At 71.4% G+C, this 24,944-nt stretch carries 20 protein-coding genes and 1 tRNA gene; 16 read left to right on the top strand and 5 right to left on the bottom strand.

The features are described from left to right. Positions 1–144 precede the first annotated feature (144 nt). Complete coding sequence (locus ACFYXC_RS11965) at positions 145–2,994, top strand: penicillin acylase family protein (protein WP_389549764.1); 2,850 nt, start codon at positions 145–147, stop codon at positions 2,992–2,994. A gap of 113 nt (positions 2,995–3,107) precedes the next feature. On the opposite strand, the gene ACFYXC_RS11960 is transcribed toward ACFYXC_RS11965, so the two are convergent. Beyond that, entirely contained in the window at positions 3,108–3,743 is a 636-nt protein-coding gene (locus tag ACFYXC_RS11960; protein ID WP_389549762.1) for a 5-formyltetrahydrofolate cyclo-ligase, read from the bottom strand. A gap of 94 nt (positions 3,744–3,837) precedes the next feature. Between ACFYXC_RS11960 and galU the strand changes: the two genes are divergently transcribed. The 7 genes from galU to ACFYXC_RS11925 all read left to right on the top strand — a co-directional run bounded on the left by galU (position 3,838) and on the right by ACFYXC_RS11925 (position 9,787). Beyond that, a complete protein-coding gene (gene galU, locus ACFYXC_RS11955) occupies positions 3,838–4,740 on the top strand; it encodes a UTP--glucose-1-phosphate uridylyltransferase GalU (protein WP_388918976.1) in 903 nt (300 codons plus the stop codon). 3 nt (positions 4,741–4,743) lie between these two features. Then, positions 4,744–6,069: a gephyrin-like molybdotransferase Glp gene (glp, locus tag ACFYXC_RS11950; RefSeq protein WP_389549758.1), complete on the top strand. Its 1,326-nt coding sequence runs from the start codon at positions 4,744–4,746 to the stop codon at positions 6,067–6,069. 70 nt (positions 6,070–6,139) lie between these two features. Beyond that, positions 6,140–6,619, top strand: coding sequence for a cyclic pyranopterin monophosphate synthase MoaC (gene moaC, locus ACFYXC_RS11945; protein WP_361051903.1), 480 nt, complete (start codon positions 6,140–6,142; stop codon positions 6,617–6,619). Positions 6,620–6,747: 128 nt separating this feature from the next. Next, entirely contained in the window at positions 6,748–7,287 is a 540-nt protein-coding gene (locus ACFYXC_RS11940; protein ID WP_388919082.1) for a molybdenum cofactor biosynthesis protein B, read from the top strand. Positions 7,288–7,313: 26 nt separating this feature from the next. Next, a complete protein-coding gene (locus tag ACFYXC_RS11935; protein ID WP_388918968.1) occupies positions 7,314–7,943 on the top strand; it encodes a GNAT family N-acetyltransferase in 630 nt (209 codons plus the stop codon). A gap of 177 nt (positions 7,944–8,120) precedes the next feature. Then, positions 8,121–9,605, top strand: a complete 1,485-nt coding sequence (glpR, locus tag ACFYXC_RS11930; protein WP_389549754.1) for a gephyrin-like molybdotransferase receptor GlpR — start codon at positions 8,121–8,123, stop codon at positions 9,603–9,605. 108 nt (positions 9,606–9,713) lie between these two features. Then, positions 9,714–9,787 (top strand) — tRNA-Ala (locus ACFYXC_RS11925). Between the two features lie 89 nt (positions 9,788–9,876). Here the strand turns inward: ACFYXC_RS11925 and ACFYXC_RS11920 are convergent. Then, positions 9,877–10,362 carry a GNAT family N-acetyltransferase gene (locus tag ACFYXC_RS11920; RefSeq protein ID WP_388918962.1) on the bottom strand — a complete coding sequence of 162 codons (486 nt, stop codon included), beginning with the start codon at positions 10,360–10,362 and terminating at the stop codon, positions 9,877–9,879. Positions 10,363–10,413: 51 nt separating this feature from the next. Between ACFYXC_RS11920 and ACFYXC_RS11915 the strand changes: the two genes are divergently transcribed. Continuing rightward, the gene (locus tag ACFYXC_RS11915) at positions 10,414–11,238 is read left to right on the top strand and encodes an exodeoxyribonuclease III (RefSeq protein ID WP_389549751.1); all 825 of its coding nucleotides are present in this window, start codon (positions 10,414–10,416) and stop codon (positions 11,236–11,238) included. Between the two features lie 71 nt (positions 11,239–11,309). Here ACFYXC_RS11915 and ACFYXC_RS11910 read toward each other — a convergent pair whose 3' ends face one another. After that, complete coding sequence (locus ACFYXC_RS11910; protein ID WP_388919079.1) at positions 11,310–11,933, bottom strand: MerR family transcriptional regulator; 624 nt, start codon at positions 11,931–11,933, stop codon at positions 11,310–11,312. A gap of 155 nt (positions 11,934–12,088) precedes the next feature. On the opposite strand from ACFYXC_RS11910, the gene ACFYXC_RS11905 reads away from it, so the two are divergent. The 4 genes from ACFYXC_RS11905 to ACFYXC_RS11890 all read left to right on the top strand — a co-directional run bounded on the left by ACFYXC_RS11905 (position 12,089) and on the right by ACFYXC_RS11890 (position 15,866). Beyond that, the gene (locus tag ACFYXC_RS11905; RefSeq protein WP_389549748.1) at positions 12,089–13,648 is read left to right on the top strand and encodes a flavin-containing monooxygenase; all 1,560 of its coding nucleotides are present in this window, start codon (positions 12,089–12,091) and stop codon (positions 13,646–13,648) included. Beyond that, a complete protein-coding gene (locus ACFYXC_RS11900; protein ID WP_389549746.1) occupies positions 13,645–14,571 on the top strand; it encodes an alpha/beta fold hydrolase in 927 nt (308 codons plus the stop codon). Before ACFYXC_RS11905 ends, ACFYXC_RS11900 begins: the two co-directional genes overlap by 4 nt. Further along, positions 14,568–15,494 (top strand): SDR family oxidoreductase, encoded by a 927-nt coding sequence (locus ACFYXC_RS11895; RefSeq protein WP_389549743.1) that lies wholly within the window; start codon positions 14,568–14,570, stop codon positions 15,492–15,494. The genes ACFYXC_RS11900 and ACFYXC_RS11895 overlap by 4 nt, the downstream gene beginning before the upstream one ends. A gap of 81 nt (positions 15,495–15,575) precedes the next feature. After that, the gene (locus ACFYXC_RS11890) at positions 15,576–15,866 is read left to right on the top strand and encodes a hypothetical protein (protein ID WP_389549742.1); all 291 of its coding nucleotides are present in this window, start codon (positions 15,576–15,578) and stop codon (positions 15,864–15,866) included. Between the two features lie 203 nt (positions 15,867–16,069). On the opposite strand, the gene ACFYXC_RS11885 is transcribed toward ACFYXC_RS11890, so the two are convergent. Next, the gene (locus ACFYXC_RS11885; protein ID WP_389550043.1) at positions 16,070–19,357 is read right to left on the bottom strand and encodes a S41 family peptidase; all 3,288 of its coding nucleotides are present in this window, start codon (positions 19,355–19,357) and stop codon (positions 16,070–16,072) included. Between the two features lie 246 nt (positions 19,358–19,603). On the opposite strand from ACFYXC_RS11885, the gene ACFYXC_RS11880 reads away from it, so the two are divergent. The 3 genes from ACFYXC_RS11880 to ACFYXC_RS11870 all read left to right on the top strand — a co-directional run bounded on the left by ACFYXC_RS11880 (position 19,604) and on the right by ACFYXC_RS11870 (position 23,414). Continuing rightward, positions 19,604–20,194, top strand: coding sequence for a TetR/AcrR family transcriptional regulator (locus tag ACFYXC_RS11880; RefSeq protein WP_389549739.1), 591 nt, complete (start codon positions 19,604–19,606; stop codon positions 20,192–20,194). A gap of 156 nt (positions 20,195–20,350) precedes the next feature. Beyond that, positions 20,351–22,576, top strand: coding sequence for an MMPL family transporter (locus ACFYXC_RS11875; protein WP_389549736.1), 2,226 nt, complete (start codon positions 20,351–20,353; stop codon positions 22,574–22,576). A 319-nt stretch (positions 22,577–22,895) separates the two neighbouring features. Beyond that, entirely contained in the window at positions 22,896–23,414 is a 519-nt protein-coding gene (locus ACFYXC_RS11870) for a YbaK/EbsC family protein (protein ID WP_389549733.1), read from the top strand. 53 nt (positions 23,415–23,467) lie between these two features. Here ACFYXC_RS11870 and ACFYXC_RS11865 read toward each other — a convergent pair whose 3' ends face one another. Continuing rightward, positions 23,468–24,904 carry a DUF4157 domain-containing protein gene (locus ACFYXC_RS11865; protein WP_389549730.1) on the bottom strand — a complete coding sequence of 479 codons (1,437 nt, stop codon included), beginning with the start codon at positions 24,902–24,904 and terminating at the stop codon, positions 23,468–23,470. Positions 24,905–24,944 lie beyond the last annotated feature (40 nt).

The following is a 24,944-nucleotide window of genomic DNA, read 5'->3' as shown; positions in this document are numbered from 1 at the left end:
TCGTCGGGGCAAGATCGAACTTCCGTCCGGCCGGGTACCCGACTCCGCGTCAAGTCCGGGTTGGCCCTGCGCCTATGGTTGCTCCAGCGCTCAGTCAATTGGACAAGCCCGTCTGCCGCTCGCGTGAGGACAGCAAGGACAGCGATGCCCCCCAACACCACCGCATCTTCCGGTCAAAAGCCCGGCAAGTCCGGCAGGAAGAAGGGGCGCAGAGCCCGTCTGGTCCTGATCATCCTGGTTCTGGCCATCATCGGCGGCGTCGCCTACGGGGCGTTCTGGAGCATCAGCACCGTGCGCGCCTCCTTCCCGCAGACCAAGGGTTCCATCACCCTCGACGGTCTGTCGGGCCCCGTGGACGTCAAACGCGACGGTTACGGGATCCCCCAGATCTACGCCTCGACCGACGAGGACCTGTTCATGGCGCAGGGCTACGTCCAGGCGCAGGACCGGTTCTACGAGATGGACGTCCGCCGCCACATGACGGCCGGCCGGCTCTCCGAGATGTTCGGCAAGGACCAGGTCGACGAGGACGAGTTCCTGCGCACGCTCGGCTGGCAACGGGTCGCGGAGCGCGAGTACAGGACCGAGCTCTCCGCCGAGACGAAGAAGTACCTCCAGGCGTACGCCAAGGGGGTCAACGCCTACCTGAAGGGCAAGGAGGGCGCCGACCTCTCCCTGGAGTACGCGGCTCTCGGCTTCCTCAACGACTACCGGCCCGCGAAGTGGACCCCGGTCGACTCCGTGGCCTGGCTCAAGGCGATGGCCTGGGACCTGCGCGGCAACATGCAGGACGAGATCGACCGCTCCCTGATGACCAGCCGTCTCGGCCCCAAGCAGATCGCGGACCTGTACCCGGAGTACCCGTACGACCGGAACAAGCCGATCGTGCGGGAGGGCCAGTACGACAGCTTCACCGAGACGTACACGCAGGGCGACGACACCGGAACCGGAACCGGGACCGGCACGGGAACGGGCGCAGGAGCCGGTACTGGCACAGGCACTGGCACCGGTACAGGCGCAGGCACCGCCGGTACGCAGTCCTCGGCCGGTTCCGGGATCGCGGGCGGCGCCGAGACCCCCGCGGGGCTGGAGAGCCAGCTGTCGGGCCTCTACAGGGTGCTGGACGACGTCCCCGAGGCCGTCGGCGTGAACGGCAACGGCATCGGCTCCAACTCCTGGGTCGTCGGCGGCAAGCACACCATCAGCGGCAAGCCACTGCTGGCCAACGACCCGCACCTGTCGGCCTCGCTCCCGTCCGTCTGGTACCAGATGGGCCTGCACTGCAAGAGCGTCTCCGACAAGTGCCGTTACGACGTCTCGGGATACACCTTCGCCGGCATGCCCGGTGTGATCATCGGTCACAACCAGGAGATCTCCTGGGGCATGACCAACTCCGGTGCCGACGTCACCGACCTGTACCTGGAGAAGCTCACCGGGGACGGCTACGAGTACGACGACAAGGTGCTGCCCTTCACCACCCGCAAGGAGAAGATCGACGTCGCGGGCGGTGCGAGCAAGACCATCGTCGTCCGGGAGACCAACAACGGACCGCTGCTCTCCGACCGCAACGACGAACTCGTGAAGGTCGGCAAGAAGGCCGGCGTCGACAGCGCGGCCCCCGACCGCGGCGACGGCTACGGCATCGCGCTGCGCTGGACCGCGCTGGACCCGGGCACCTCCATGGACGCCGTCTTCGCGATGAACAGGGCCACCGACTGGACGGGCTTCCGCAAGGCCGCCACCCTCTTCGACGTGCCCTCGCAGAACCTCGTCTACGCGGACCGGGAGGGCAACATCGGCTACCAGCTGCCGGGCCGGATCCCGACCCGCGGCAAGGGCGACGGCTCGCTCCCGTCGCCCGGCTGGGACTCCGAGTACCGCTGGAACGGCTACATCGACCAGGACGAGCTCCCGTACGAGTACAACCCGGAGCGCGGTTACATCGTGACCGCCAACCAGGCCGTGATCGACAAGGACGACTACCCGTACACGCTCACCACGGACTGGGGCTACGGCACCCGCAGCCAGCGGATCGCCGACCTCATCGAGTCGAAGACGAAGAACGGCGGCAAGATCTCGACGGACGACATGCGTCAGATGCAGCTCGACAACAGCAGCGAGATCGCTAAGCTGCTGGTGCCCAAGCTGCTGAAGATCGACGTGGCCGACAAGGACGTCCGCGAGGCGCAGAAGCTCCTGGAGGGCTGGAACTACACCCAGGACGCCGACTCGGCCGCGGCCGCGTACTTCAACGCGACCTGGCGCAACATCCTCAAGCTCACCTTCGGCAACAAGCTCCCGAAGGAACTGCGGGTCAAGGGCCAGTGCCTGTACGTCGAACCGGCCGACTCCACCGGACCCGTCGACGGCGAGGACGACAAGGTGCGCGAGTGCGGCCAGCGTGACGCCGACAGCGCGCAGCCGGACGGCGGTGACCGCTGGTTCGAGGTGGTCCGCAAGATCCTCGACGACGAGGACAACGACTGGTGGTCCACGCCCAGGACGCGCGCCGACGACCCCGACAACCCGGTCGACACCCGTGACGAGCTCTTCGGACGGGCCCTCGCGGACGCCCGCTGGGAGCTGACCGCCAAGCTCGGCAAGGACCTCGACACCTGGAGCTGGGGCCGGCTGCACCGGCTGTACCTGAAGAACCAGACCCTCGGCACCCAGGGCCCCGGCTTCCTGCAGTACATGCTCAACCGCGGCCCGTACAACCTGGGCGGCGGCGAGGCGGCGGTGAACGCCACCGGCTGGAACGCGGCGGGCGGCTACTCCGTGGTCTGGGTGCCGTCGATGCGCATGGTGGTGAACCTCGACGACTTCGACAAGTCGAAGTGGATCAACCTCACCGGGGCCTCCGGCCACGCGTACAGCGCCCACTACATCGACCAGACGAGCAAGTGGGTCAAGGGCGAACTGCTGCCGTGGGTCTCCTCGGACCGGGCGGTCGACAAGGCCACGTCGGACACGCTGGTGCTCAAGCCCCGATAGCAGCCGACGGCCACGCCCGCCCGGGCGACGGGCGACAACGGACAACGGCCCTCCACGCGCGCGTGGAGGGCCGTTCCGCGTACCGGCTGCCCACGGAGAAGACCGGGCAGCGCCTACACGGAGGCCGGAGAGGGCCGGCCGAAGCGGCGTACCCCCGAAGGGGTCACCGCCGCGTGCACCGGCCGGTCGTGCGGCTCCGCGGGGACGCGGTCGACCACCTCGGAGTCGTACAGCAGCACCACCAGGGCCGGGTCCGCGCCCGCCCGCTCCAGGCGGGCGAGCACCCGGTCGTACGATCCGCCGCCGCGGCCGAGCCGCATCCCGCGCCCGTCCACGGCCAGGCCCGGCAGCAGCACGGCGTCGGCCGTCAGCACGGCCTCCGGGCCCAGGTGGCCGCCCGCGGGCTCCAGGAGGGCCGTCCTGCCCCCGTGCCGGACGCGCACCAGCGAGTCCTGGCCGTCGTACGTGCCCCAGTCGAGGTCGTTGTCAGCGAGGAGCGCCGGGAGCAGGACGCGCACGCCCCGCGTGTGCAGCGTGTCGAGGAGCGCGCGCGTACCCGGTTCACTCCCGACGGAGACATACGCCGCCACCGTGCGCGCGTGCGCCAGTTCGGGCAGCTCCAGGGCGTGGGCGGCGAGCAAGGTCCCCGTTTCCCGCACGTCATCCGCCGTCAACCCGCTCCTCACCTCCAGGAGCTCTCGCCGCAACGATCGCTTGCGAGACTCCTCTTCGGGTCCCAGGTGACTCATAGGATTGTTCCGTACCCTTCATAATGCGCTCATATGAGAGCGAATTAACCGGAGCCACAGATTCACTACAAAGGCACCGGATATGGTGTCGGGCATGACTCAGTCGCACCCAAGGATCAGCAAGGCTGTCATCCCCGCAGCAGGTCTCGGCACCCGGTTCCTGCCGGCCACCAAGGCCACTCCCAAAGAGATGCTGCCGGTCGTGGACAAGCCCGCGATCCAGTACGTGGTCGAGGAGGCCGCGTCCGCGGGCCTCGACGACGTCCTCATGATCACGGGCCGCAACAAGCGCCCGCTCGAGGACCACTTCGACCGCAACTACGAGCTGGAATCGGCCCTTCAGAAGAAGGGCGACGCCGGACGGCTCGCCAAGGTGCAGGAGTCAAGCGACCTCGCCACCATGCACTACGTCCGCCAGGGCGACCCCAAGGGCCTCGGCCACGCCGTGCTGTGCGCCGCACCGCACGTCGGTCACGAGCCCTTCGCGGTGCTCCTCGGCGACGACCTGATCGACCCGCGCGACCCGCTCCTCAAGCGCATGGTCGACGTCCAGGAGCAGCACGGCGGCAGCGTCATCGCGCTCATGGAGGTCGCGCCCGAGCAGATCCACCTCTACGGGTGCGCGGCCGTCGAGGCCACCGAGGACGGCGACGTCGTCAAGGTGACCGGCCTCGTCGAGAAGCCCGACCCGGCGGACGCCCCCAGCAACTACGCGATCATCGGGCGCTACGTCCTCGACCCGCACGTCTTCGACATACTCCGTGAGACCGAGCCCGGCCGCGGCGGCGAGATCCAGCTCACCGACGCCCTCCAGCAGCTCGCGGACGACGAGAAGGTCGGCGGTCCGGTGCACGGCGTCGTCTTCACCGGCCGCCGCTATGACACCGGCGACCGCGGGGACTACCTGCGTGCCATTGTCCGACTCGCGTGCGAACGTGAAGACCTGGGCCCGGACTTCCGGACCTGGCTTCGCAGTTACGTCACCGAGGAGATGTAGCACTTGAGCAGCGCCGCGACCCGTGTCACCGGCCAGGACCACCTCTGGTCGGTGTCCGAGCACCTCGAGGACATCCTCGCGACCGTGCGCCCCCTCGACCCCATCGAGTTGCAACTCCTCGACGCCCAGGGCTGCGTCCTGGTCGAGGACGTCACGGTGCCGATGTCCCTGCCGCCGTTCGACAACAGCTCGATGGACGGGTACGCGGTCCGGGTCGCGGACGTGGCGGGCGCGAGCGAGGAGTACCCCGCGGTCCTCACGGTCGTCGGTGACGTGGCGGCGGGCCAGGCCGAGTCGCTCCACGTGGGCCCCGGCCAGGCCGCCCGCATCATGACGGGCGCCCCGCTGCCGTCCGGCGCCGAGGCCGTCGTCCCCGTGGAGTGGACCGACGGCGGGCTCGGGGAGGGCCCCGTCACCGGGATGCGGGCCCGCAGCGCGTCCCCCGAGGGAGCCACGGGACAGGTGCACGTCCACCGCCCGGCGCAGGCACGCGCGCATGTGCGCGCGAAGGGCAGCGACGTGCAGGCCGGCGACCGCGCCCTGTCCGCGGGCACCGTCCTCGGCCCCCCGCAGATCGGCCTGCTCGCCGCGATCGGCCGCGGGACCGTCCGCGTACGGCCGCGCCCGCGCGTGGTGGTCATGTCCACCGGCAGCGAACTCGTCCAGCCCGACGGCACGTTGGAGACCGGCCAGATCTACGACTCCAACAGCTTCGCGCTGTGCGCCGCCGCCCGGGACGCCGGAGCGATCGCCTACCGGGTGGGCGCGGTCGCCGACGACGCCGAGACACTCCGCGCAACCATCGAGGACCAGCTCATCCGCGCCGACCTCCTCGTCACCACCGGCGGCGTCAGCGTCGGCGCGTACGACGTGGTCAAGGAGGCGCTCTCCTCGGTCGGCGACGAGGACGAGGCGGGCGGCGGCATCGAGTTCCGCAAGCTCGCCATGCAGCCCGGCAAGCCCCAGGGCTTCGGCTCCATCGGCCCCGACCACACCCCGCTGCTCGCCCTCCCGGGCAACCCCGTCTCGTCGTACGTGTCCTTCGAGCTGTTCGTGCGCCCCGCGATCCGCACCCTGATGGGCGTGGCGGACGTCCACCGGCCCACCGTCAGGGCGACCCTCCGTACGGAGAAGGCGCTGACCTCGCCCGCCGGACGCCGTCAATTCCTGCGCGGCCGGTACACGGAGGGGGAGGTGACCCCCGTGGGAGGCGCCGGATCTCACCTGATCGCGGCCCTCGCGCACGCCGACGCGCTGATCGTGGTCCCGGAGTCCGTCGAGTCCGTGGAGCCCGGCACCGAGGTCGACGTGGTCCTCCTCGGCCGGTAGCGCCCGGTTGGGGGTACCGTGTCGCGCACGACAGGCACGACCGGGAGCGCCGCCACAGCATGAGTACGGCATGAGTACGCAGGACAGACTGACCCACATCGACGAGGCGGGTGCCGCCCGCATGGTCGACGTGTCCGAGAAGGACGTGACGGCCCGTACCGCCCGCGCGAGCGGCCGCGTCCTCGTCTCGCCCCGTGTGATCGAACTGCTGCGCGGCGAGGGAGTGCCCAAGGGCGACGCCCTCGCCACCGCGCGCATCGCGGGCATCATGGGCGCCAAGCGCACACCGGATCTCATCCCGCTCTGCCACCCGTTGTCGGTGTCGGGTGTCAAGCTCGACCTGTCGGTCGCGGACGACGCGGTGGAGATCCTGGCCACCGTGCGGACCACCGACCGCACGGGCGTCGAGATGGAGGCCCTGACCGCGGTCAGCGTGGCCGCTCTCACCGTGATCGACATGGTCAAGGCGGTCGACAAGGGGGCGGTCATCACGGACGTGCGCGTGGAGGAGAAGACGGGCGGCAAGTCGGGCGACTGGAGCCGGACATGACAACCTCATCACCGGAACCGACCTCGCCACCGGACCCGACCTCGCCACCGGTACCGGCCGGGCCGCCGGAGCCGACCCCGTCGTCGGAGTCGACCCCGCCACCGGACCCGGCCGCGCCGCCGGAGCCGATTCCGCTGCCGGAGTCGGTCGGCGGCGCGCTGACCGCCCCGTACAGCGCGCTCGTGGTGACGGCCTCCAACCGCGCCGCGGCGGGCGTCTACGAGGACCGGGGCGGCCCCCTGATCGCCGAAGGGCTCGCAAGACTCGGCTTCGCCGTCGACGGCCCCTGGGTGGTCCCCGACGGTGACCCCGTGGAGAACGCACTGCGCGCGGGCGCCCGGGCTGGGTACGACGTCGTCGTGACCACCGGCGGCACGGGCATCTCGCCCACCGACCGCACCCCGGAGGCCACGCGGAAGGTCATCGATCACGAGGTGCCGGGCATCGCCGAGGCCATCAGGGCGTTCGGACGGGAGAAGGTACCGACGGCGGCGCTCTCCCGTGGCCTCGCCGGCGTCGCGGAAGGGACACTGATCGTGAACCTGCCGGGCTCCACCGGAGGGGTCAGGGACGGCCTGGCCGTCCTCGAACCGCTCCTGACGCACGCCGTCGACCAGCTCCGCGGCGGCGACCACACCAGAACCGGCGGCAGCGGGGGTGCGAGCTGAACAGCCCATCCTGGCCGGTCGAGCTGGTGGACGGCGATGTGGTCCTCAGGCCCATAAAGCTGCGCGACCAGCGGGCCTGGCGTGACGTCAACCGGCGCAACCGGGACTGGCTGCGCCCCTGGGAGGCGACCATCCCGCCGCCCACGCCCAGCGGGCCGATCGCCCACCGGCCGACGTACCGGCAGATGGTCCGGCATCTGCGCACCGAGGCGAACTCGGGGCGGATGCTGCCGTTCGTCATCGAGTACCAGGGGCGTCTCGTCGGACAGCTGACGGTCGCGGGAATCACCTGGGGCTCCATGTGTTCGGGTCATATCGGCTACTGGGTGGACGAGGCGGTGGCGGGACGCGGAGTGATGCCGACCGCCGTGGCACTCGCCTCGGACCACTGCTTCCGCACCGTTGGTCTGCACCGCATCGAGGTCTGCATTCGGCCCGAGAACGGGCCGAGCCGGCGGGTCGTCGAGAAACTCGGATTCCGGGACGAGGGCATGCGTCCGCGATATCTCCACATCGACGGCGCCTGGCGCGACCACCTCGTCTTCGCGCTCACGGCCGAGGAGATCCCCGAAGGACTGCTGACCCGATGGCGTCGGACACGCTCGAGGAACGCGTCCGAAAACTCACCAAGGGACACGCCCCGGAACACCGCGTAAATGAAATAGGTGTTCGAAAGTGATCGGCGATCGACCATCCTCGGGCATTAATTTCGCGGTCTCGGCGGCCTGCTGATCGCATCGGTCACAAAAAAAGCTCGAAATATCAGCCAGATCGTGCGACACACCGGCTCAATTGGCAGATGGCCTCATGGAAACCCCTCTACCGTGTGAGGCGTGAGCAGCAGCGGCCTCATCTACGCAGTCATTGTCGGGGCCTGGGCCGCCTACTTGGTGCCGATGTGGCTCCGTAGGCAGGACGAGCTGAACGAGGCCCGTCCGACGGAACGCTTCAGCACCGCCATCCGGCTTCTGTCCGGACGGGCGGGCATGGAGCGCCGATACGCCAAGGACCTGCAAGCGCGCTCCGCCGAAGAGGGGGAGTACCGCGCCGACCCGGAAGGCGTCACCGACTCGGTGGACGTCCGGGCCTTCGCCATGCCTCCGACCCGCCGGGAAGTACGGGCGAACGTCGACGAGGCGCGTGACGCCCGCGGCGGACGTGAGCCCCGCGGCGGGCGTGACGCCCGCGATGCCCGGGAGGCGCGGGATTCCCGTGACGACCGGGACGCGCGGGACGGCGCCCGGTCCGAGCGGCAGGCGCCGCCGGCTTCCAGACAGGCGGCCGAGCAGGCGCCCGAACGCGAGGCGCGCCATCCGTCGCGGCAGACCCACGCGGCGGAGCGGTCCGGCTCCCCGCAATCCGGGTCCCCCCAATCGGGCTCCCACGGCGCGGCCCATCCGGCGCCGAAGCAGCGCCGTGCGGGCCGCGGCCGGCCCGTACCGCAGCAGGCGGAGCAGGGCGGCACGTCCTCGTCGGGTTCGGCCCCGGCCTCGTCGGACGAGGCACCCGCGTCGTCCCGCGCGCGGCGGGCCGCCGCGGCGGAGGCCGCAGCCCGCGCCCGGCGCTCGAAGGTGCTCGCGCGCCGGCGGCGTACGACCGTCGTCCTCTTCTTCGCCTTCACGCTCGGGACGATCGTGGCAGCCGTCGGCGGACTCGCGTTCCTGTGGGCGCCCGGGGTGCCCGCCGTGCTGTTGAGCACCTACATCGCGTACCTGCGCTCCCAGGAGCGGCGGCGCTTCACGTACGTGATGGACCGCAGGCGGGCCGAGGCGGCGGCGCAGCGGCTGCGGGAGCGGCAGCCGCGCCGGCGGCCCCCGGGCGAGCCGGGCACGGCCGACGAGCCGGAGGACGGGCCCGAGCCGGACACCGACCCCGGTATGTCCGCGCTCGCCGCCGACCGGCGTGCCCTCGTCGAGCAGACCGACCACGCGGAGTGGGTCGACCAGCAGCGCGAACGCCGGAACGGGCCCGCCCGGGGCGAGAGCTGGGACCCCGTCCCGGTCCCCCTGCCGACGTACGTGACGGCGCCGGTCGCCCCGCGTGCCACGTCCGGCGTCGACCTGGGCGCACCCGACGCGTGGAGCTCGGCCAGGTCCAGCACGATCGAGCCGAACGCGGAGACGACGGGCGGGGCGGCCGAGGCGCACGAGACGTTCGAGGCGGGGGAGGAGCTGGGCGAGCCCGACGGCGACGACAGCCCGGACGGCGCCGCGGACGCCCGGCGAGCGGCCGCGGCCCGCCGCGCCCGCGAACGGGGCCGCACGCCCCTCTTCGACCAGTACGAGGACGGCGACCGGCCGCGCGCCGCCAACGAGTGACGACACCTCAGCAGCACACCGGAAGCCCTGCCCCTGACCAGCGGGAGAGCCCCCGGGAACGGATTACCGAGCACCCCGGCCGGGATGCTAGAGTTTCACTCGTTGCAAGGGCCTGTGGCGCAGTCTGGTAGCGCACCTCGTTCGCATCGAGGGGGTCTGGGGTTCAAATCCCCACAGGTCCACCGCAGCTCAGAACCCCTGCCGGGGAGACCCGGCAGGGGTTCTTCGGTGTGGGTGGGTCAGTGGTCGCGTCCGTGCCGGACCGGTGTCCTCACAGCGGCTTCGCGTAGCAGCGGCTGTCCTCGTGGAAGCGGTAGTGGCCGAACTTGACGCAGGGCTCGTAACCGCTGGACGCGTACAGGGCGATGGCCTCGGGTTGCTTGTTGCCGGTCTCCAGGACCATGCGGGTGCGGCCGGCCGCGCGGGCGTCGGCCTCCAGGGCGGCCAGGATGCGGCGGGCGAGGCCGTTGCCGCGGGCCTCCTCGACCACGTACATGCGCTTCAGTTCCGCGTCGCCGTCCGAGTAGCCCTCGTCGTTCTCGTCCTGGGTGCGCCAGCCGCCGGTGGCCACGGGCCGGTCCAGGGTGTCGTACGCGATCAGGTAGAGGCCGGCCGGCGGCCTGAACATCGAGGGGTCGAGCGGGGTGACATCGCCCTCGTCCCCGTAGCGCACGGCGTACTCGGCCTGCACCTGGTCGTTGAGCTTGACGGCGTCGGGGTGGTCGAAGGCGACCGGACGTATATCCACGCTGAGCATCGTATTTCTGTCGTTCGGGCGGGAGAGGGTGGGGCGCGGTGTGCCTCTCCAGTGTGCCGGTATCGTGCCCGGGTGCTGACTGTGACCTCTGTGAACGTGAACGGGCTCCGCGCCGCCGCCAAGAAGGGCTTCGTGGAGTGGCTGGCGGGAACCTCCGCCGACGTGCTGTGCCTCCAGGAGGTACGGGCCGAGCCCCAGCAGCTCCCGGAGGGCGTACGGCAGCCGGAGGGGTGGCACGTCCTGCACGCGCCCGCCGCCGCGAAGGGGCGGGCCGGCGTCTCCCTCTACACGCGCCGCGAGCCCGACCGTGTCCAGGTCGGTTTCGGCTCCGCGGAGTTCGACGGCAGCGGACGCTATGCCGAGGCCGACCTGCCCGGCGTCACCGTCGCCAGTCTGTACCTGCCCTCCGGTGAGGTCGGGACCGAGCGGCAGGACGAGAAGGTCCGCTTCATGGCCGAGTTCCTCCCCTATCTGAAGGGGCTGCGCGAGCGGGCCGCCGCCGACGGGCGCGAGGTCGTGGTGTGCGGCGACTGGAACATCGCCCACCAGCCGGCCGACCTGAAGAACTGGCGGGCCAACCAGAAGAGCTCCGGCTTCCTCCCGGAGGAGCGGGCCTGGCTGGGGCAGGTCCTCGACGCGGCGGACGGCGGATACGTGGACGTGGTCCGCGCGCTGCACCCGGACGTCGCGGGGCCGTACTCGTGGTGGTCCTATCGGGGGCGGGCCTTCGACAACGATTCGGGCTGGCGGATCGACTACCAGATGTCCACGCCGGGACTCGCCGCCGGGGCCGTCAAGGCGTACGTGGAGCGGGCGGCGACCCATGGGGAGCGCTGGTCCGACCATGCGCCGGTGACCGTGGTCTACGAGCGGTGACCGTGGTCCGCGGATCGTGACCCGTGGTCTACGCCGGTGACCGCTCGTAGGCCACGGCCGGTGACGATTGTCTACGGCCGCTTCTGCAGGCGTCGGTCCAGAGCCATCGACAGTTCCGCCTCCACCACGCTCTTCGCCAGGGGACGCAGACGCCGGAGGTCCTCCGGGCCGCGGTCCGGGGTGAGGACGAGATCGGTGAACAACTCGGCCAGGGCGTCGGCGTGTTCACGTACGCGGCGGGCGGCGGCGAGGATGTCCGCCAGCGGGATGCCCTCGCGGACCAGGGCCGCCGAGGTCTCCAGGAGCCGGCGGCTGATGTGGACGATGTCCGTGCCGTCGGTGGCGAGATAGCCGAGGTCCAGGGACGCGGCGAGGTTCTCCGGGGTGTCCTGGCCCGCGAAGACGTCGGCCAGTTCCTCGGGGGAGAGGCGGACCGGGGTCTCCTCGGTGGGTACGCCGAGGCCCAGCAGCTCGCCCACGTCACGGCCGTGGTCGAAAGCCTCGGCCAGTTCCGCGATGCCGTTGAGCGTGTGGCCGCGCTCCAGGAGGGCGGCGATCGTGCGCAGGCGGGCGAGGTGGTCCTCGTCGTACCAGGCGATCCGGCCCTCGCGGCGCGGCGGCGGGAGCAGCTTCCGCTCCCGGTAGAAGCGCAGGGTGCGCACGGTGATGCCGGCCTCCCCGGCCAGCTCCTCCATTCGGTACTCCCGCTTGTCCGCCACACCGGCACCCTACGACGTACCGTCGGTAACTTTCCTGCGTGCAACCCCTACCCATCAGTACGGAGCTGCTCTAGTCTCCCCATTGCGCCAGTGTTCACTGGCGCGGTCGTAGGCGGCATGGAGGCATCGGGATGACCGAGCACGAACATGTACGGGTGGCGGTGATCGGCTCCGGTTTCGGGGGGCTCGGCGCCGCCGTGCGGTTGCGCCGCGAGGGCGTCACCGACTTCGTCGTCCTGGAACGGGCCGGCACTGTGGGCGGGACCTGGCGCGACAACAGCTATCCCGGCTGTGCCTGTGACGTGCCCTCGCACCTCTACTCCTTCTCGTTCGCGCCCAACCCCGACTGGCCGCGCACCTTCTCCGGGCAGGGACACATCCGGGCCTACCTGGAACACGTCACCGACACCTTCGGACTGCGGCCGCACCTGCGCCTGAACTCCGAGGTCAAGCTGATGACCTGGGACGGCGAGCAGCTGCGGTGGGTGATCGAGACGAGCAGCGGAACCCTCTCCGCCGACATCGTCGTGTCCGCCACCGGGCCGCTCTCCGACCCGAAGGTGCCGGACGTCCCCGGGCTCGACACCTTCCCCGGCAAGGTCTTCCACTCGGCGCGCTGGGACCACGACTACGACCTGCGCGGCAAGCGGGTCGCGATGATCGGCACCGGGGCCTCGGCCATCCAGATCGTGCCGGCGATCCAGCCGGAGGTCGCGAAACTCACCCTCTTCCAGCGCACCCCGCCCTGGGTGATGCCGCGCATGGACCGGTCCGTCGGCGGCGCCGAGCGGCTGCTGCACCGATCGCTCCCCGCCACCACCAAGCTCCGGCGCGGAGTCCTGTGGGGCATCCGGGAGCTGCAGGTCCAGGCGTTCACGAAGTACCCCGACGCGCTGGGCGTGGTCGAGCAGCTGGCGAAGCGGAACATGTTCCGTGCCATCAAGGACCCGGCCCTGCGGGCCAGGCTGACTCCGGACTACCGCATCGGCTGCAAGCGCATCCTGCTGTCCAGCACGTACTACCCGGCCCTCGCGAAGCCCAACGTGGACGTGGTCGCGAGCGGGCTCCGCGAGGTCCGCGGCTCCACCGTCGTCGCCGCCGACGGCAGCGAGGCCGAGGTCGACGCGATCGTCTTCGGTACGGGCTTCCACGTCACCGACATGCCCATCGCCGAGCGGGTCGTCGGCGCCGGGGGCAGGACGCTCGCCGAGACGTGGTCGTCCGGCATGCGGGCGCTGCGCGGCGCGACCGCCGCCGGGTTCCCCAACTGGATGACGATCATCGGCCCCAACACGGGCCTCGGCAACTCCAGCATGATCCTGATGATCGAGTCCCAGCTGAACTACATGGCCGACTACGTACGGCAGTTGGACGTGCTCGGCGGCCGGGCCGCCCTCGACGCGCGGCCCGGCGCGGTCGACGCCTGGAACCACCGCGTCCAGGAGCGCATGAAGCGCACGGTCTGGTCCACCGGCGGCTGCACCAGCTGGTACCTCGACGAGAACGGCGTCAACACGACTGTCTGGCCGGGTACGACCACGGAGTTCCGCGGCGCCACCCGGCGCGTCGACCTGGCGGAGTACGACCTGGTCCGGCCGCCGGGCACGGCACCGGAACCCCGGCCGGCCACCGCCGTGCCGGCCGCGCGCGCCGCCGGCCGTACGGAGAAGAAGGCCGAGGCGGACGCATGAGCCGGCTGACGCGGGAAGCCGCCGGCCCCTACGCGCCGCCCGCCGCCGCGCGCGAACTGACGGCGGTCTCGGCCGACGGGGCACGGCTGCACGTCGAGGTGCACGGAGCCGTGGACGACCCCGCCGCCCCCGCGGTGGTGCTCGCGCACGGATGGACCTGCTCGACCGCCTTCTGGGCCGCGCAGATACGGGACCTGGCCGCCGGCCACCGGGTCGTCGTGTACGACCAGCGGGGGCACGGACGCAGTCCCGCGAGCCCCGCGTGCAGCACGGACGCGCTCGCCGACGACCTGGAGGCGGTGCTCGCGGCCACCCTCGCACCTGGCGAGAAGGCGGTCCTCGTCGGGCACTCGATGGGCGGGATGACGCTGATGGCCGCGTCGGGGCGGGCCGGTTTCCGGGAGCACGCCGCCGCCGTACTGCTGTGCAGCACGGGCAGTTCGCGGCTGGTCGACGAGTCGCTGGTGCTGCCGATGCGGGCCGGACGGGCACGGACCTGGCTCACCAAGAAGGTCCTCGGATCGCGGGCGCCGCTCGGCCCCGTCACTCCGCTCGCCCGCCGGATCCTCCGCTACGGGACCATGGGCTCCGGTGCGGCGCCGGCGATGGTCGAGGCGTGCGCGCGGATCGTGCACGCGTGCCCCCGGCAGGTGCGGCACTCCTGGTCGAAGGTGCTCGACCTGCTCGATCTCGACCACGCCGTACGGGAGCTGCACGTGCCGACCGCGGTGGTGGTCGGAACCGCCGACCGGCTGACACCCGCCGTGCACGCACGCTCGCTGGTCGCCGCGCTGCCGAACTGCGTCGGCTCCACCGAGCTTCCCGGGATCGGGCACATGACCCCGATCGAGGCACCCGACCTGGTCACCGCCCGGATACGGGACCTCGTCGCCACGTACGCAGTGATCAAGGAGGGCGCATGAGCAGGGTCGGTCTGGAAGGACAGGTGGCCGTCGTCACGGGGGCCGCACGGGGCGTCGGGGAACTCCTCGCCCGCAAGCTCTCCGCCCGCGGCGCCGTCGTCGCGCTCGTCGGTCTCGAACCGGTGGAGCTGAAGCGCGTCGCCGAACGGCTGCACGGCGAGAGCGGGCACTGGCACGCCGACGTCACCGACCACGAGGCCATGGCGCAGGTCGCGCGGGAAGTCAAGGAGCGATTCGGGAAGGTCGACATCGTCGTCGCCAACGCGGGCGTCGCCAACGGCGGGCCGTTCGTCGACTCCGACCCGGTCGCGTGGCGGCGGGTCGTCGAGGTCAACCTCATCGGATCGGCGGTCACCGCCCGCGCCTTCCTGCCCGCGCTCATGGAGAGCCGCGGGTACCTGCTGCAGATCGCCTCGCTCGCCGCGATCACGCCCGCGCCGATGATGAGCGCGTACTGCGCGTCCAAGTCGGGCGTCGAGGCGTACGCGCACAGCCTGCGGGCCGAGGTCGGGTACAAGGGCGTACGGGTCGGGGTCGGGTACCTGTCGTGGACCGACACCGACATGGTGCGCGGGGCCGATCAGGACGACGTCATGCGGGAGTTGAGGCAGCGGCTGCCGTGGCCCGCCAACAGGACGTACCCGCTGGGACCGGCCGTCGACCGGATCGTGGCCGGCATCGAACGGCGCTCAAGCCACGTCTACGGGCAGTGGTGGCTGCGGGGGATGCAGGGGGTGCGCGGGTGTCTTCCGGCGCTCATCGGGACGGTCGGGCAGCGGGAGATGCGGCGGTTCGCGCCGCGGCTCGGGAGCGTGGGGACGGGGCTCGTCGGGGCCGGTGGTGCGGCCGACGAGAGTGGGCGCGGCACGGGGGGTGACACGGTGGCCGACCTGGCCGGGGACACGGTGCGTCACCGATCGTAACTGTGCGAAATGCGCATTATGTCCGGGCGTGTCACGCTGGTCGAGGCCCGATCCCCTCACCCACAAACGGGAGTGAACCTCATGGCCATCAAGGACCAGTTCCAGGACAAGTCCGACGAACTTCAGCGCAACGCGAAGCAGAAGTTCGGTGAGCGTCGCGACGACGCGAGTGAGCGCGGGCGGATGCCCGAGCGGCCCGACCGTGAGCGGCCGGAGCGCTCGGAGCGGCCGGAGCGTGAGCGGCCCGAGCGGTCGGAGCGTCCTGAGCGTGGTGAGCGCGCCGAGCGCTCTGAGCGTGCTGAGCGGCGGGCGCCTGAGGGTGCGCAGCGGCAGCAGGGTGTGCGGGAGCGGTTGGACGAGTTCGAGGTCTGAGCCGGCGCTTGTGTTCGGCCTTGGCCGGAAGTGACGTGGGGTGCCCTTTCTTCTCTGGGGCGCCCCGCGTTTCTTTGTTGCCGTGGTCGTGGGGGCGTTGCGTGTCGGGTGCGGGTGCGGGTGCGTTGTGGCTGGTCGCGCAGTTCCCCGCGCCCCTAAGGCAAGTGGGCCCTGTTGGTAGGGGTGCGCAGTTTCCCGCGGCCCTAAAAGGCTGGGGATGTGCGTGGGGGGAGGGCGGGGCGGGTGTTGGTGGGTGGGGTGGGGGTGCGGGGTGGGGTGGACGGGGGGTGGGTGGAGAGGAGGGTCAGGGCCAGGCGGACCGCGTCGTCCAGTTGGGCGTGGCGGCCCTCCGCCCAGTCCAGCGGCGTACGCAGGACCTCCAGGTCAGGAGCGACCCCGTGGTTCTCCACGGAGAACCCGTACGCCTCGAACCACGCGGCGTTCATCGGCACCGTGATGACCGTCCCGTCACCCAGGGAGTGCCGGCCGGTCATGCCCACCACTCCGCCCCACGTGCGCTGCCCCACCACCGGCCCGAGACCGAGCAGTCTGAACGCCGCCGTGATCATGTCGCCGTCCGACGAGGTCGCCTCGTCGGCCAGGGCGACCACCGGCCCGCGCGGGGCGCTGGACGTGTACGACACCGGCTGCGCGTTACGGGTCAGGTCCCAGCCCATGATCGTACGGGTGAGCTTCTCGATGACCAGCTCGCTGATGTTGCCGCCCGCGTTGCCGCGCACGTCGACGATGAGCGCCGGCCGCGACACCTCCATGCGCAGGTCGCGGTTGAACTGCGCCCAGCCCGAGCCGCCCATGTCCGGGATGTGCAGGTAACCGCACCGGCCGCCGCTCAGCTCCCGTACCACCGCACGGCGTTTGGCCACCCAGTCCTGGTAGCGCAGGGGGCGCTCGTCGACGAGCGGGACCACCGCCACCCGGCGCGACCGCCCCGCACCCCCGGGATCCTCCGCCGAGGCCGCCGGGGTGAACGTCAGCTCCACCGTCGTACCGCCCGCGCCCGCGAGCAGCGGGAACGGCCCGGTGACGGGATCCACCGGGCGGCCGTCCACATGCGTGAGCCGCGCGCCCTCGCGGATGCCGGTACCGGCCAGCGGTGAACGCGCCTTGGAGTCGCTGGAGTCGCCGGGCAGGATGCGCTTGACGACCCAGCCGCCGTCCCTGCGTACGCAGTTCGCGCCGAGCACGCCCTGCGGCCGCTGGTAGTGCGCCGGACCCTCGTTGCGGCGCGCGGCGGAGACGTACGCGTGCGAGGTGCCCAGTTCGCCCAGCACCTCGCGGAGGAGGTCCGCGAACTCGTCGGGGGACGCGACCCGTTCGACCAGCGGGCGGTACTGGTCCAGGACGCCCTGCCAGTCGACGCCGCACATGCCGGGCTCCCAGAAGTACGCCTGGACGAGGCGGCCCGCCTCCGCGTACGCCTGCCGCCACTCGGCGGCCGGGTCGACCTCGTGCAGGATGCGGCGCAGGTCGATCCAGACGGTCGTGTCGCCGTCGCCGGACTCGGTGGACGGCACGGCCCGCAGCTCCCCCTCGTCGACCACGACGAGCCGGCTGCCGTCACCGCTGAGGGCGAACCAGTCCAGGTGCTCGACGAGTTCGGACTTCTTCGCCTTGGTGAGGCTGAAGTACTCGAGGGTCGGCCGGCCGCTGGTGTCGTCCGGGTTCGCGAACGTCTCGCCCAGTGCCCCCGAGATCGGCCAGCGCAGCCAGACGAGGCCGCAGCCGGCGACCGGGTACAGCGCCGAGTACTTGGAGGCGGTGACGGGGAAGGGCGTCACCCGGCTCTCCAGCCCCTCGGTCTCGACGGTCACCGCGCCGTTCCCCGCGCCCGCGTCCTCGTCGTCGGAACCGCCGGCGGCCGGGCGGCCCTCGGGGGTCAACGCGAACGGGGACGGGGTCGCCGAGGACAGCGGCACCAGGTACGGGCGGCAGCCCAGCGGGAAGGAGAGGTCGCCGGTGTGGACGTCGTACACCGGGTCGAAGCCGCGCCAGGACAGGAAGGCGAGGAAGCGGCCGTCCGAGGTGAAGACCGGGTTCTCGTCCTCGAAGCGGCCGTCGGTGACGTCGACGACCACGGGCGCGCCCGCCGCCGTGATCCGCGCCATCCTGATCCGGCGGAGCGTGCGGCCGATGCCGGGATGCGACCAGGTCAGCCAGGTCCCGTCCGGCGAGAAGGCGAGGTCGCGCACCGGCCCGTTGACGGACCGGACCAGCTCGGTGACCGCGCCGGGTCCACCGGCCTCGTCGGCCTCCGGGTCGGACACGGTGAGCAGCAGCAGTCTGCCGTCGTCCGACGCGACGGCGAGCCGGTCGCCCTTCGGGTCGGAGACGAGTTCGAGGACGCGCCCCAGCGCGCCCGACGCCAGCCGGCGCGGCCCGCGCTCCCCTGTCGCCCGCGGGAGGTGGGCGACCTCGACGGCGTCCTCCCCGTCCGCGTCCGTCACGTACGCCACCTGCCCGCCGGGTCCGAGCATCTCCGGCAGCCGGACGCGGACGCCCGGGGTGTCCGCGATGGTGCGGGCCGGCCCGTCGCGGTGCGTGAGCCAGTACAGGCTGCCGCGTACGACGACGGCACTGGCCCGGCCCGTCCTGTCCACGGAGATCCCGTCGACGTGCTGGGCGGCCGGCACCTGGTAGGGCCGGCGTCCGGTCCGCGGTCCGCCGAGCCGTACGTCGAGCCGGCGGGGCCGGGCGTCCGCGGCCAGGTCGTCGACGATCCACAGCTCGCCCGCGCACTGGTAGACGACACGGCTGCCGTCGCTGGACGCGTGCCGGGCGTAGAAGGAGTCGTGGTCGGTGTGGCGCCGCAGGCCGGAGCCGTCGTGCAGGCACGAGTACAGGTTGCCGATGCCCTCGTGGTCGGAGAGGAAGGCGATCCGCCCGCCGACGAACATCGGTGAGTGCAGGTGCCCTCCGAGGTCCTCCAGGATGCGCCGCCCGTGCAGCCAGAGCCGCCCGGTGGCGCCGCCGCGGTAGCGCTTCCAGGCGGCGGGTTCGTGCGGAGGCGTGCCGGTGAGCAGCAGCGTCCTGCGTTCGCCCGCGATGTCGGCGACCGCGATGTCGGAGACCGGGCCCCACGGGAGCTTGCCGCCCGGGCCGCCGTCGACCGGCACGCTGTAGGCCCAGGTGAAGTAGGAGAAGGGTTCGCCGTGCGAGGCGACGGCGAGGATGTCGCAGTTCCCGTCCTGGTCGGGGGGCGACCAGCCGCAGACCTGGGTGTCGGCGTTGCCCCAGTAGGTGAGCCGCCGGGCCGGGCCGCCGTCGACGGGCGCGAGCTGGATCTCCGGCACGTGACTGCGCCAGGTCGTGTACGCGAGGTGCCGCCCGTCGGGGGAGAAGCGCGGGTGGCTCACCTTCGTACGGTCGGCGGTGAGCCGCCAGGCGCGGCCGGCCCGGTCGAGGGGGGCCACCCAGACGTCGTCCTCGGCCACGAAGCACAGCCGGTCACCGCTGAGGTGCGGGAACCGCAGATAGGCGGCGGACCCGCGCTCGTACCCGCCCTGGTTCCGGTACCCGCCCTGGTTCTCGCACTCGCCCTGGTTCTCGTGCTCGTCGCTCACCTCCCCATGTTTTTCCGGTGGCCGGGGCCCGGCAACTCGTGGTTCCCGGGAGACGCGTGATGTGGCACACGTACGAAACGGTTTCGTTTCGCTCGCGCTCGGGGTATCTTCATTGGTGTACGGGACGGTTTCGTTCGAGAGGAAGCGGTGCACGGGATGGCTGAGACAGCAACGACGCGTCGCAGCCGGCTCACGCCCGAGCGCGAGGCCGAGTTGTACGACGCCGTGCTCGACCTGCTCCGGGAGGTCGGTTACGACTCCTTGACCATGGACGCCGTGGCGGCCCGCACCCGGTCCAGCAAGGCCACGCTCTACCGCCAGTGGGGCGGCAAGGCCGAGCTGGTGGCGAGGGCGATCCGGCATCACAAGCCGGTCGACATGGGCACCGTGGACACCGGCTCCCTGCGGGGTGACCTGCAGGCGATGACCACCCGCCAGGACGACTGCGAGATGGAGCAGAACTCCGCCCTGATGCGAGCCCTGGGCATGGCGGTGCACGCCAACCCCGACCTGCTGACCGCCCTGCGGGAATGGCTGGTCGAACCGGAGCTGGCAGAGATGCGCCAGGTGGTGCAGCGCGCCGTCGACCGGGGCGAGGTCCGTGCGGACAACGCGGCGATCGACTACGTACTGCACATGATCATCGGGGCCTTCGTGGCCCGCACGATGATCGACGACGAGCCACCGACGCAGGCATTCCTGTCCTCGTACATCGACGCAGTGGTCCTCCCCGCCCTGGTCGCCTGAGACAAGCCCGCCCCAGGGTCCCCCCCCGACCCACCCCGCACCACCCCTTCCTGACGCGACCGCTCACGTCGTCGGGCCGATGATCCCTGCCCTGATGCCGGCGCCGACGCCAGCCGTCACCACCTGCATCACCGACCTGATCGGGAGTACGCCCCCGTGGCAACGTTCCTCTACACACTCGGCCGGACCGCCTTCAGGCGACGGCACTTCGCCGTCCTGATATGGGTGGCGCTGCTGACACTCGCGGGTGTCGGCGCGGCCTCCGCGCCCGCCGCGGGCACCACCTCCTTCTCCATCCCGGGCACCGAGGCGCAGAAAGCCTTCGACCTGCTCGAAGAGCGTTTCCCCGGCGCCAGCGCCGACGGAGCGACCGGTCGCATCGTCTTCAAGGCGCCCGAGGGCGAGAAGATGACGGACGCCGACAACAGGGCGACCGTCGACAAGACCGTCAAGACCCTGGGCAACGGTTCCGAGGTCGTCTCCGTCACCGACCCGTTCACGACGAACGCGGTGAGCAGGGACGGCACGGTCGCCTACACGTCCGTACGGTACGACGTCCCCGGGATGGAACTCGCGGATCCGACCAGGGAGGCCCTGGAGACGGCCGGCGACGACGCCCGGGCCGCCGGGCTGACCGTCGACGTCGGAGGCGACGCGCTGGAGGCCGGGGCCGAGATGGGCGCGGTCGGCGAGATCATCGGCCTCGCCCTCGCCGCGATCGTCCTCGTCATCACCCTGGGCTCGCTGGTCGCCGCCGGACTGCCCCTGCTGACCGCGATCATCGGCGTCGGTATCGGCGTCTCCACGATCACCGCGCTCGCCAACGCGCTCGACCTCGGCGACACCACCTCGACGCTCGCGCTGATGATCGGCCTGGCGGTCGGCATCGACTACGCGCTGTTCATCGTCTCCCGCTACCGGGCCGAGCTGGCCGAGGGCCGCGACCGCGAGGAGGCGGCGGGCCGCGCCACGGGCACCGCGGGCTCGGCGGTGGTCTTCGCGGGCCTCACCGTCGTCATCGCCCTGGCCGGTCTCGCGGTCGTCAACGTCCCGATGCTGACCAAGATGGGCCTCGCCGCGGCCGGCACGGTCGTGATCGCCGTCCTCATCGCCCTGACGATGATCCCGGCGATGCTCGGATACGCGGGCAAGAAGATCCGCCCGGCAGGCGAGAAGGGCAGGAAGCGGGCACGCGGAACCGGCACGGAAGCCGGCGACCCCTCCACCGCCCGCCCCAACATGGGCACCCGCTGGGCGAGCTTCGTCATCCGCCGCCCCGCCGCCGTGCTGCTGCTCGGCGTGGTCGGCCTGGGCGTCATCGCCGTACCGGCCACCCAGCTGGAACTGGGCCTGCCCGACGACGGCTCCCAGCCGACGTCCACGACCCAGCGCCGCGCCTACGACACCCTCTCGGAGGGCTTCGGCCCCGGCTTCAACGGCCCCCTCATGATCGTGGTCGACGCCAAGGCCGGCGACGACCCCAAGGCGGCCTTCGCCTCGGTCGCGGACGGCATCAAGGGTCTTGAGGACGTCGTCACGGTCACCCCGCCGGCGCCCAACAAGGCCGGCGACACCGCGACCATCACCGTGATCCCGGACTCCAAGCCGTCCTCGACGCAGACCGAGGACCTGGTGCACGCGATCCGCGACCAAGGCGCCGACGTCAAGGCGGACACCGGCGCGCAGGTCCTGGTCACCGGCACCACGGCGATGAACATCGACTTCTCCCAGAAGCTCAACGACGCCCTCGTGCCCTACCTGGCCCTGGTGGTGGGCCTGGCCTTCCTCCTCCTGATCGTGGTCTTCCGCTCCGTCCTGGTCCCGCTCAAGGCGGCACTCGGCTTCCTGCTGAGCGTGCTGGCGGCGCTCGGCGCAGTGGTCGCGGTCTTCCAGTGGGGCTGGCTGGCAAGTCTGATCGGCGTCGAGGAGACCGGCCCGATCATGTCGATGATGCCGATCTTCATGGTGGGCGTGGTCTTCGGCCTGGCGATGGACTACGAGGTGTTCCTCGTGACCCGCATGCGCGAGGCGTACGTACACGGCGAATCCCCGAGCCAGGCGATCGTCACCGGCTTCCGGCACAGCGCCCGGGTCGTGGTCGCGGCCGCGATCATCATGATGGCGGTCTTCGGCGGCTTCATCGGCGCGAGCGACTCGATGATCAAGATGATCGGCTTCGGCCTCGCGATCGCCGTCTTCTTCGACGCCTTCGTGGTCCGCATGGCGATCGTCCCGGCGGTCCTGGCCCTCCTGGGCAGGAAAGCCTGGTGGCTTCCGCGGTGGCTGGACCGGGCCCTTCCGAACGTGGACGTGGAGGGCGAGGCCCTCAAGTCCCTGGACACCACCCCGAAGGACGAGGACCGACACCTGGTGAACGCCTGACCCCACGACCAGCCGGTGAGGACCCCGTAGGAACGGGCGCCCTCACCGGCTCCGTCGTGCCACACCACGGCGCGAAGGCGGACGAACGACGCGAGGGGCTGTGCCGGTACGCCGCAGTTCGCCGCGTAGCTCTTCCCAACCCAGCCCACCATGACAGCGGAGGGCAGTACGCCCGGCTGCGGCGAACTCGACGTACCGGCACAGCCCCGCCCCACGACGCGAGCCCCCGGCCCCGCACCCGCGCCCGCACGCACCCGCACCCACCCGCACCCCGGAATCGGGATGTGCCCTCCCACGGCGACCGACTAGCGTGCCCTCCATGACCGCCGCAGAAGAACCGACCGCAGCCCACCCCCGCTTCGCCGAAGCCCTCCACGCCCTGGGCCTGGACGACCTCCGGTCACAGGTCCGCCGCTTCCCCGACTCGACCCGCACCGCCGCCGAAGCCGCCGCCGCACTCGGCTGCGACCTCAGCGAGATCTGCAAGTCCCTCGTCTTCGCGGCGGACGGCGTCCCGGTCCTCGTCCTCATGGACGGCGCGTCCCGCGTGGACCTCGAACGCGTACGCCAGGAACTCGGCGCGGAAAAGGTCACCCGGGCCAACGCGGACCTGGTCAGGGAGACGACCGGCTACGCCATCGGCGGCGTACCCCCCTTCGGACACCGCACCAAGACCCGCGTGCTGGCGGACCGTTCCCTGCTGGACCACGACACGGTCTGGGCCGCGGCCGGCACCCCGTACGCCGTGTTCCCGATGGACCCCAAGACCCTGATCCACCACGCGGGCGGCACCTTGGCGGACGTCCGCGAGCAGCCGGAAGGCCCCCGCGCCACCTAGCCGCGGCCTCCGCCGCGCCAGCAGCGCCCCGCCGCGCCCGCCCGTCCCGCTTCCTACGTGCCGGAGAGGTCGACCTGCCACGTGGCGTCACCGGCCGCCTGGTGGACGACATGGGCCGATTCCCGCGGGTTCTCGGGATCGAAGGCCGCCGTCACCGTGTGCGTCATGACGGGGCTGGTCCAGCCGGCCGTCGTGTTCCTGAAGCTCTGCCCGGTGTTCTTGGCGACCTTCCAGCGGAACTGGACCTCGTAGGACTTCAGGAAGTACCCGGGGGACATGCGCGAGGAACCGGTGAAGCCGGGTGAGTCGGTGAAGGAGATGGCCTGAGCCCCGTTGTGGATGCTCCAGTCGTCGTAGTTCGGCCGGTACGGGCCGTCCACCTGCCAGTTCCGGCGTACACGGTTGTTCTTCTTCAGGCCCATGGACTCGACGACCTGCACGCTGGAGTCGGAGACCTCCTGCCAGAAGTGGTAGTTGGCGGCGACGGTCGACGTCGAGTTCGCGGGGTTGTGCAGGGTGGCGGTCTGCTGGAACCCGATGTTCGCGTCGTAGTCGAGATTCTGGACGGCATCGCCGGTGTACGCGGAGGTGAAGGCCAGGATCGGCCGGTCCAGATCCGCCGCGGGACGTTCGCTGCCACGGGTCTTGCGTCGCTCGCGCGGCGGGCTCTCCCCCTTCTCCCGGTCCGCCTTCCGCTTGCCCGAACTCCGCGACCCCCGCGACTCCTCCTTGGTCCTGGCCCGCTGCACGTTCAGGGACCCGGCCCCCGCCCCGGCCTCAACGCCCGCACCGTCCTTCGCGGGCGCCGACTGGACGGGCACAGGTCCGGCCATGACCTCGTTCGAGGACGCCTCGGCCTCCCGCTCGTGCTGGTCGTTCTTGCTGCTCAGGGTCAGTCCGCCACCGGTCGGAGTCCCCGCCACCGGGCCCTGGCGCTGCTGGAGGACGTGCTTGAGCTCGTGCGCGAGGGTCTTCTTGTCGAAGCCGTCCTTGCCGCGCACGATGTTCTCGCCCGAGGTGTACGCGCGGGCCCCGATCGCGGCTGCCGACCGCTGCGCCCTGATGTCGTCGTGCACCCGCACCGAGGAGAAGTCCACGCCGCCGTGCCGTGCCTGCATCTCGTTGAGCGTCGGTTCGTCCAGCGGGCGCCCCGGAGACTTCAGCACCTCACGCACGGCGTCGGCCTGGAGCTGCTGCTCGGTCTCCTCGTGGTGCTCGGGTGCGCGCATCCGGCGCTGCACGTCCGGTCCCGCCGCGTCCACGGTGGAGTGCCCGCACGACGAGGAGTGCGTGTGCCGCTCGTTCGCCAGCAGCTGGACGACGGCGGCGTTGCCCACGGACCGCTGCAACGCCAGCACCGACGCCGGGCTCCGGCCGGCCGCTCCCGCGCCGGTGGCCAGGGAGGGTGCCGAGACGGGAGAGGCGGTGGAACGCGCCTGCGAGGTGAGCTGCCGCCCTCTGACACCGCCAGGCCGAGTGTCCTTGTGCAACTTCTCTTCGTGGCCTTGCAAAGAAATCTCTCCCTCGGCA

Origin of the sequence: Streptomyces sp. NPDC002701 (assembly GCF_042889045.1) — a bacterium.
In the GTDB taxonomy this organism is placed as follows: domain Bacteria; phylum Actinomycetota; class Actinomycetes; order Streptomycetales; family Streptomycetaceae; genus Streptomyces.
Note: the sequence above shows the minus strand (reverse complement) of the source record. Positions and strands in the feature narration are given on the sequence as shown.

Coding starts and splice junctions, on each gene's coding strand:
- ACFYXC_RS11965 (WP_389549764.1), top strand. CDS start 145: ATGCCCCCCAACACCACCGCATCTTCCGGTCAAAAGCCCGGCAAGTCC.
- ACFYXC_RS11960 (WP_389549762.1), bottom strand. CDS start 3,743: ATGAGTCACCTGGGACCCGAAGAGGAGTCTCGCAAGCGATCGTTGCGG.
- galU (WP_388918976.1), top strand. CDS start 3,838: ATGACTCAGTCGCACCCAAGGATCAGCAAGGCTGTCATCCCCGCAGCA.
- moaC (WP_361051903.1), top strand. CDS start 6,140: ATGAGTACGCAGGACAGACTGACCCACATCGACGAGGCGGGTGCCGCC.
- ACFYXC_RS11920 (WP_388918962.1), bottom strand. CDS start 10,362: ATGCTCAGCGTGGATATACGTCCGGTCGCCTTCGACCACCCCGACGCC.
- ACFYXC_RS11910 (WP_388919079.1), bottom strand. CDS start 11,933: ATGGAGGAGCTGGCCGGGGAGGCCGGCATCACCGTGCGCACCCTGCGC.
- ACFYXC_RS11905 (WP_389549748.1), top strand. CDS start 12,089: ATGACCGAGCACGAACATGTACGGGTGGCGGTGATCGGCTCCGGTTTC.
- ACFYXC_RS11900 (WP_389549746.1), top strand. CDS start 13,645: ATGAGCCGGCTGACGCGGGAAGCCGCCGGCCCCTACGCGCCGCCCGCC.
- ACFYXC_RS11895 (WP_389549743.1), top strand. CDS start 14,568: ATGAGCAGGGTCGGTCTGGAAGGACAGGTGGCCGTCGTCACGGGGGCC.
- ACFYXC_RS11890 (WP_389549742.1), top strand. CDS start 15,576: ATGGCCATCAAGGACCAGTTCCAGGACAAGTCCGACGAACTTCAGCGC.
- ACFYXC_RS11880 (WP_389549739.1), top strand. CDS start 19,604: ATGGCTGAGACAGCAACGACGCGTCGCAGCCGGCTCACGCCCGAGCGC.
- ACFYXC_RS11870 (WP_389549733.1), top strand. CDS start 22,896: ATGACCGCCGCAGAAGAACCGACCGCAGCCCACCCCCGCTTCGCCGAA.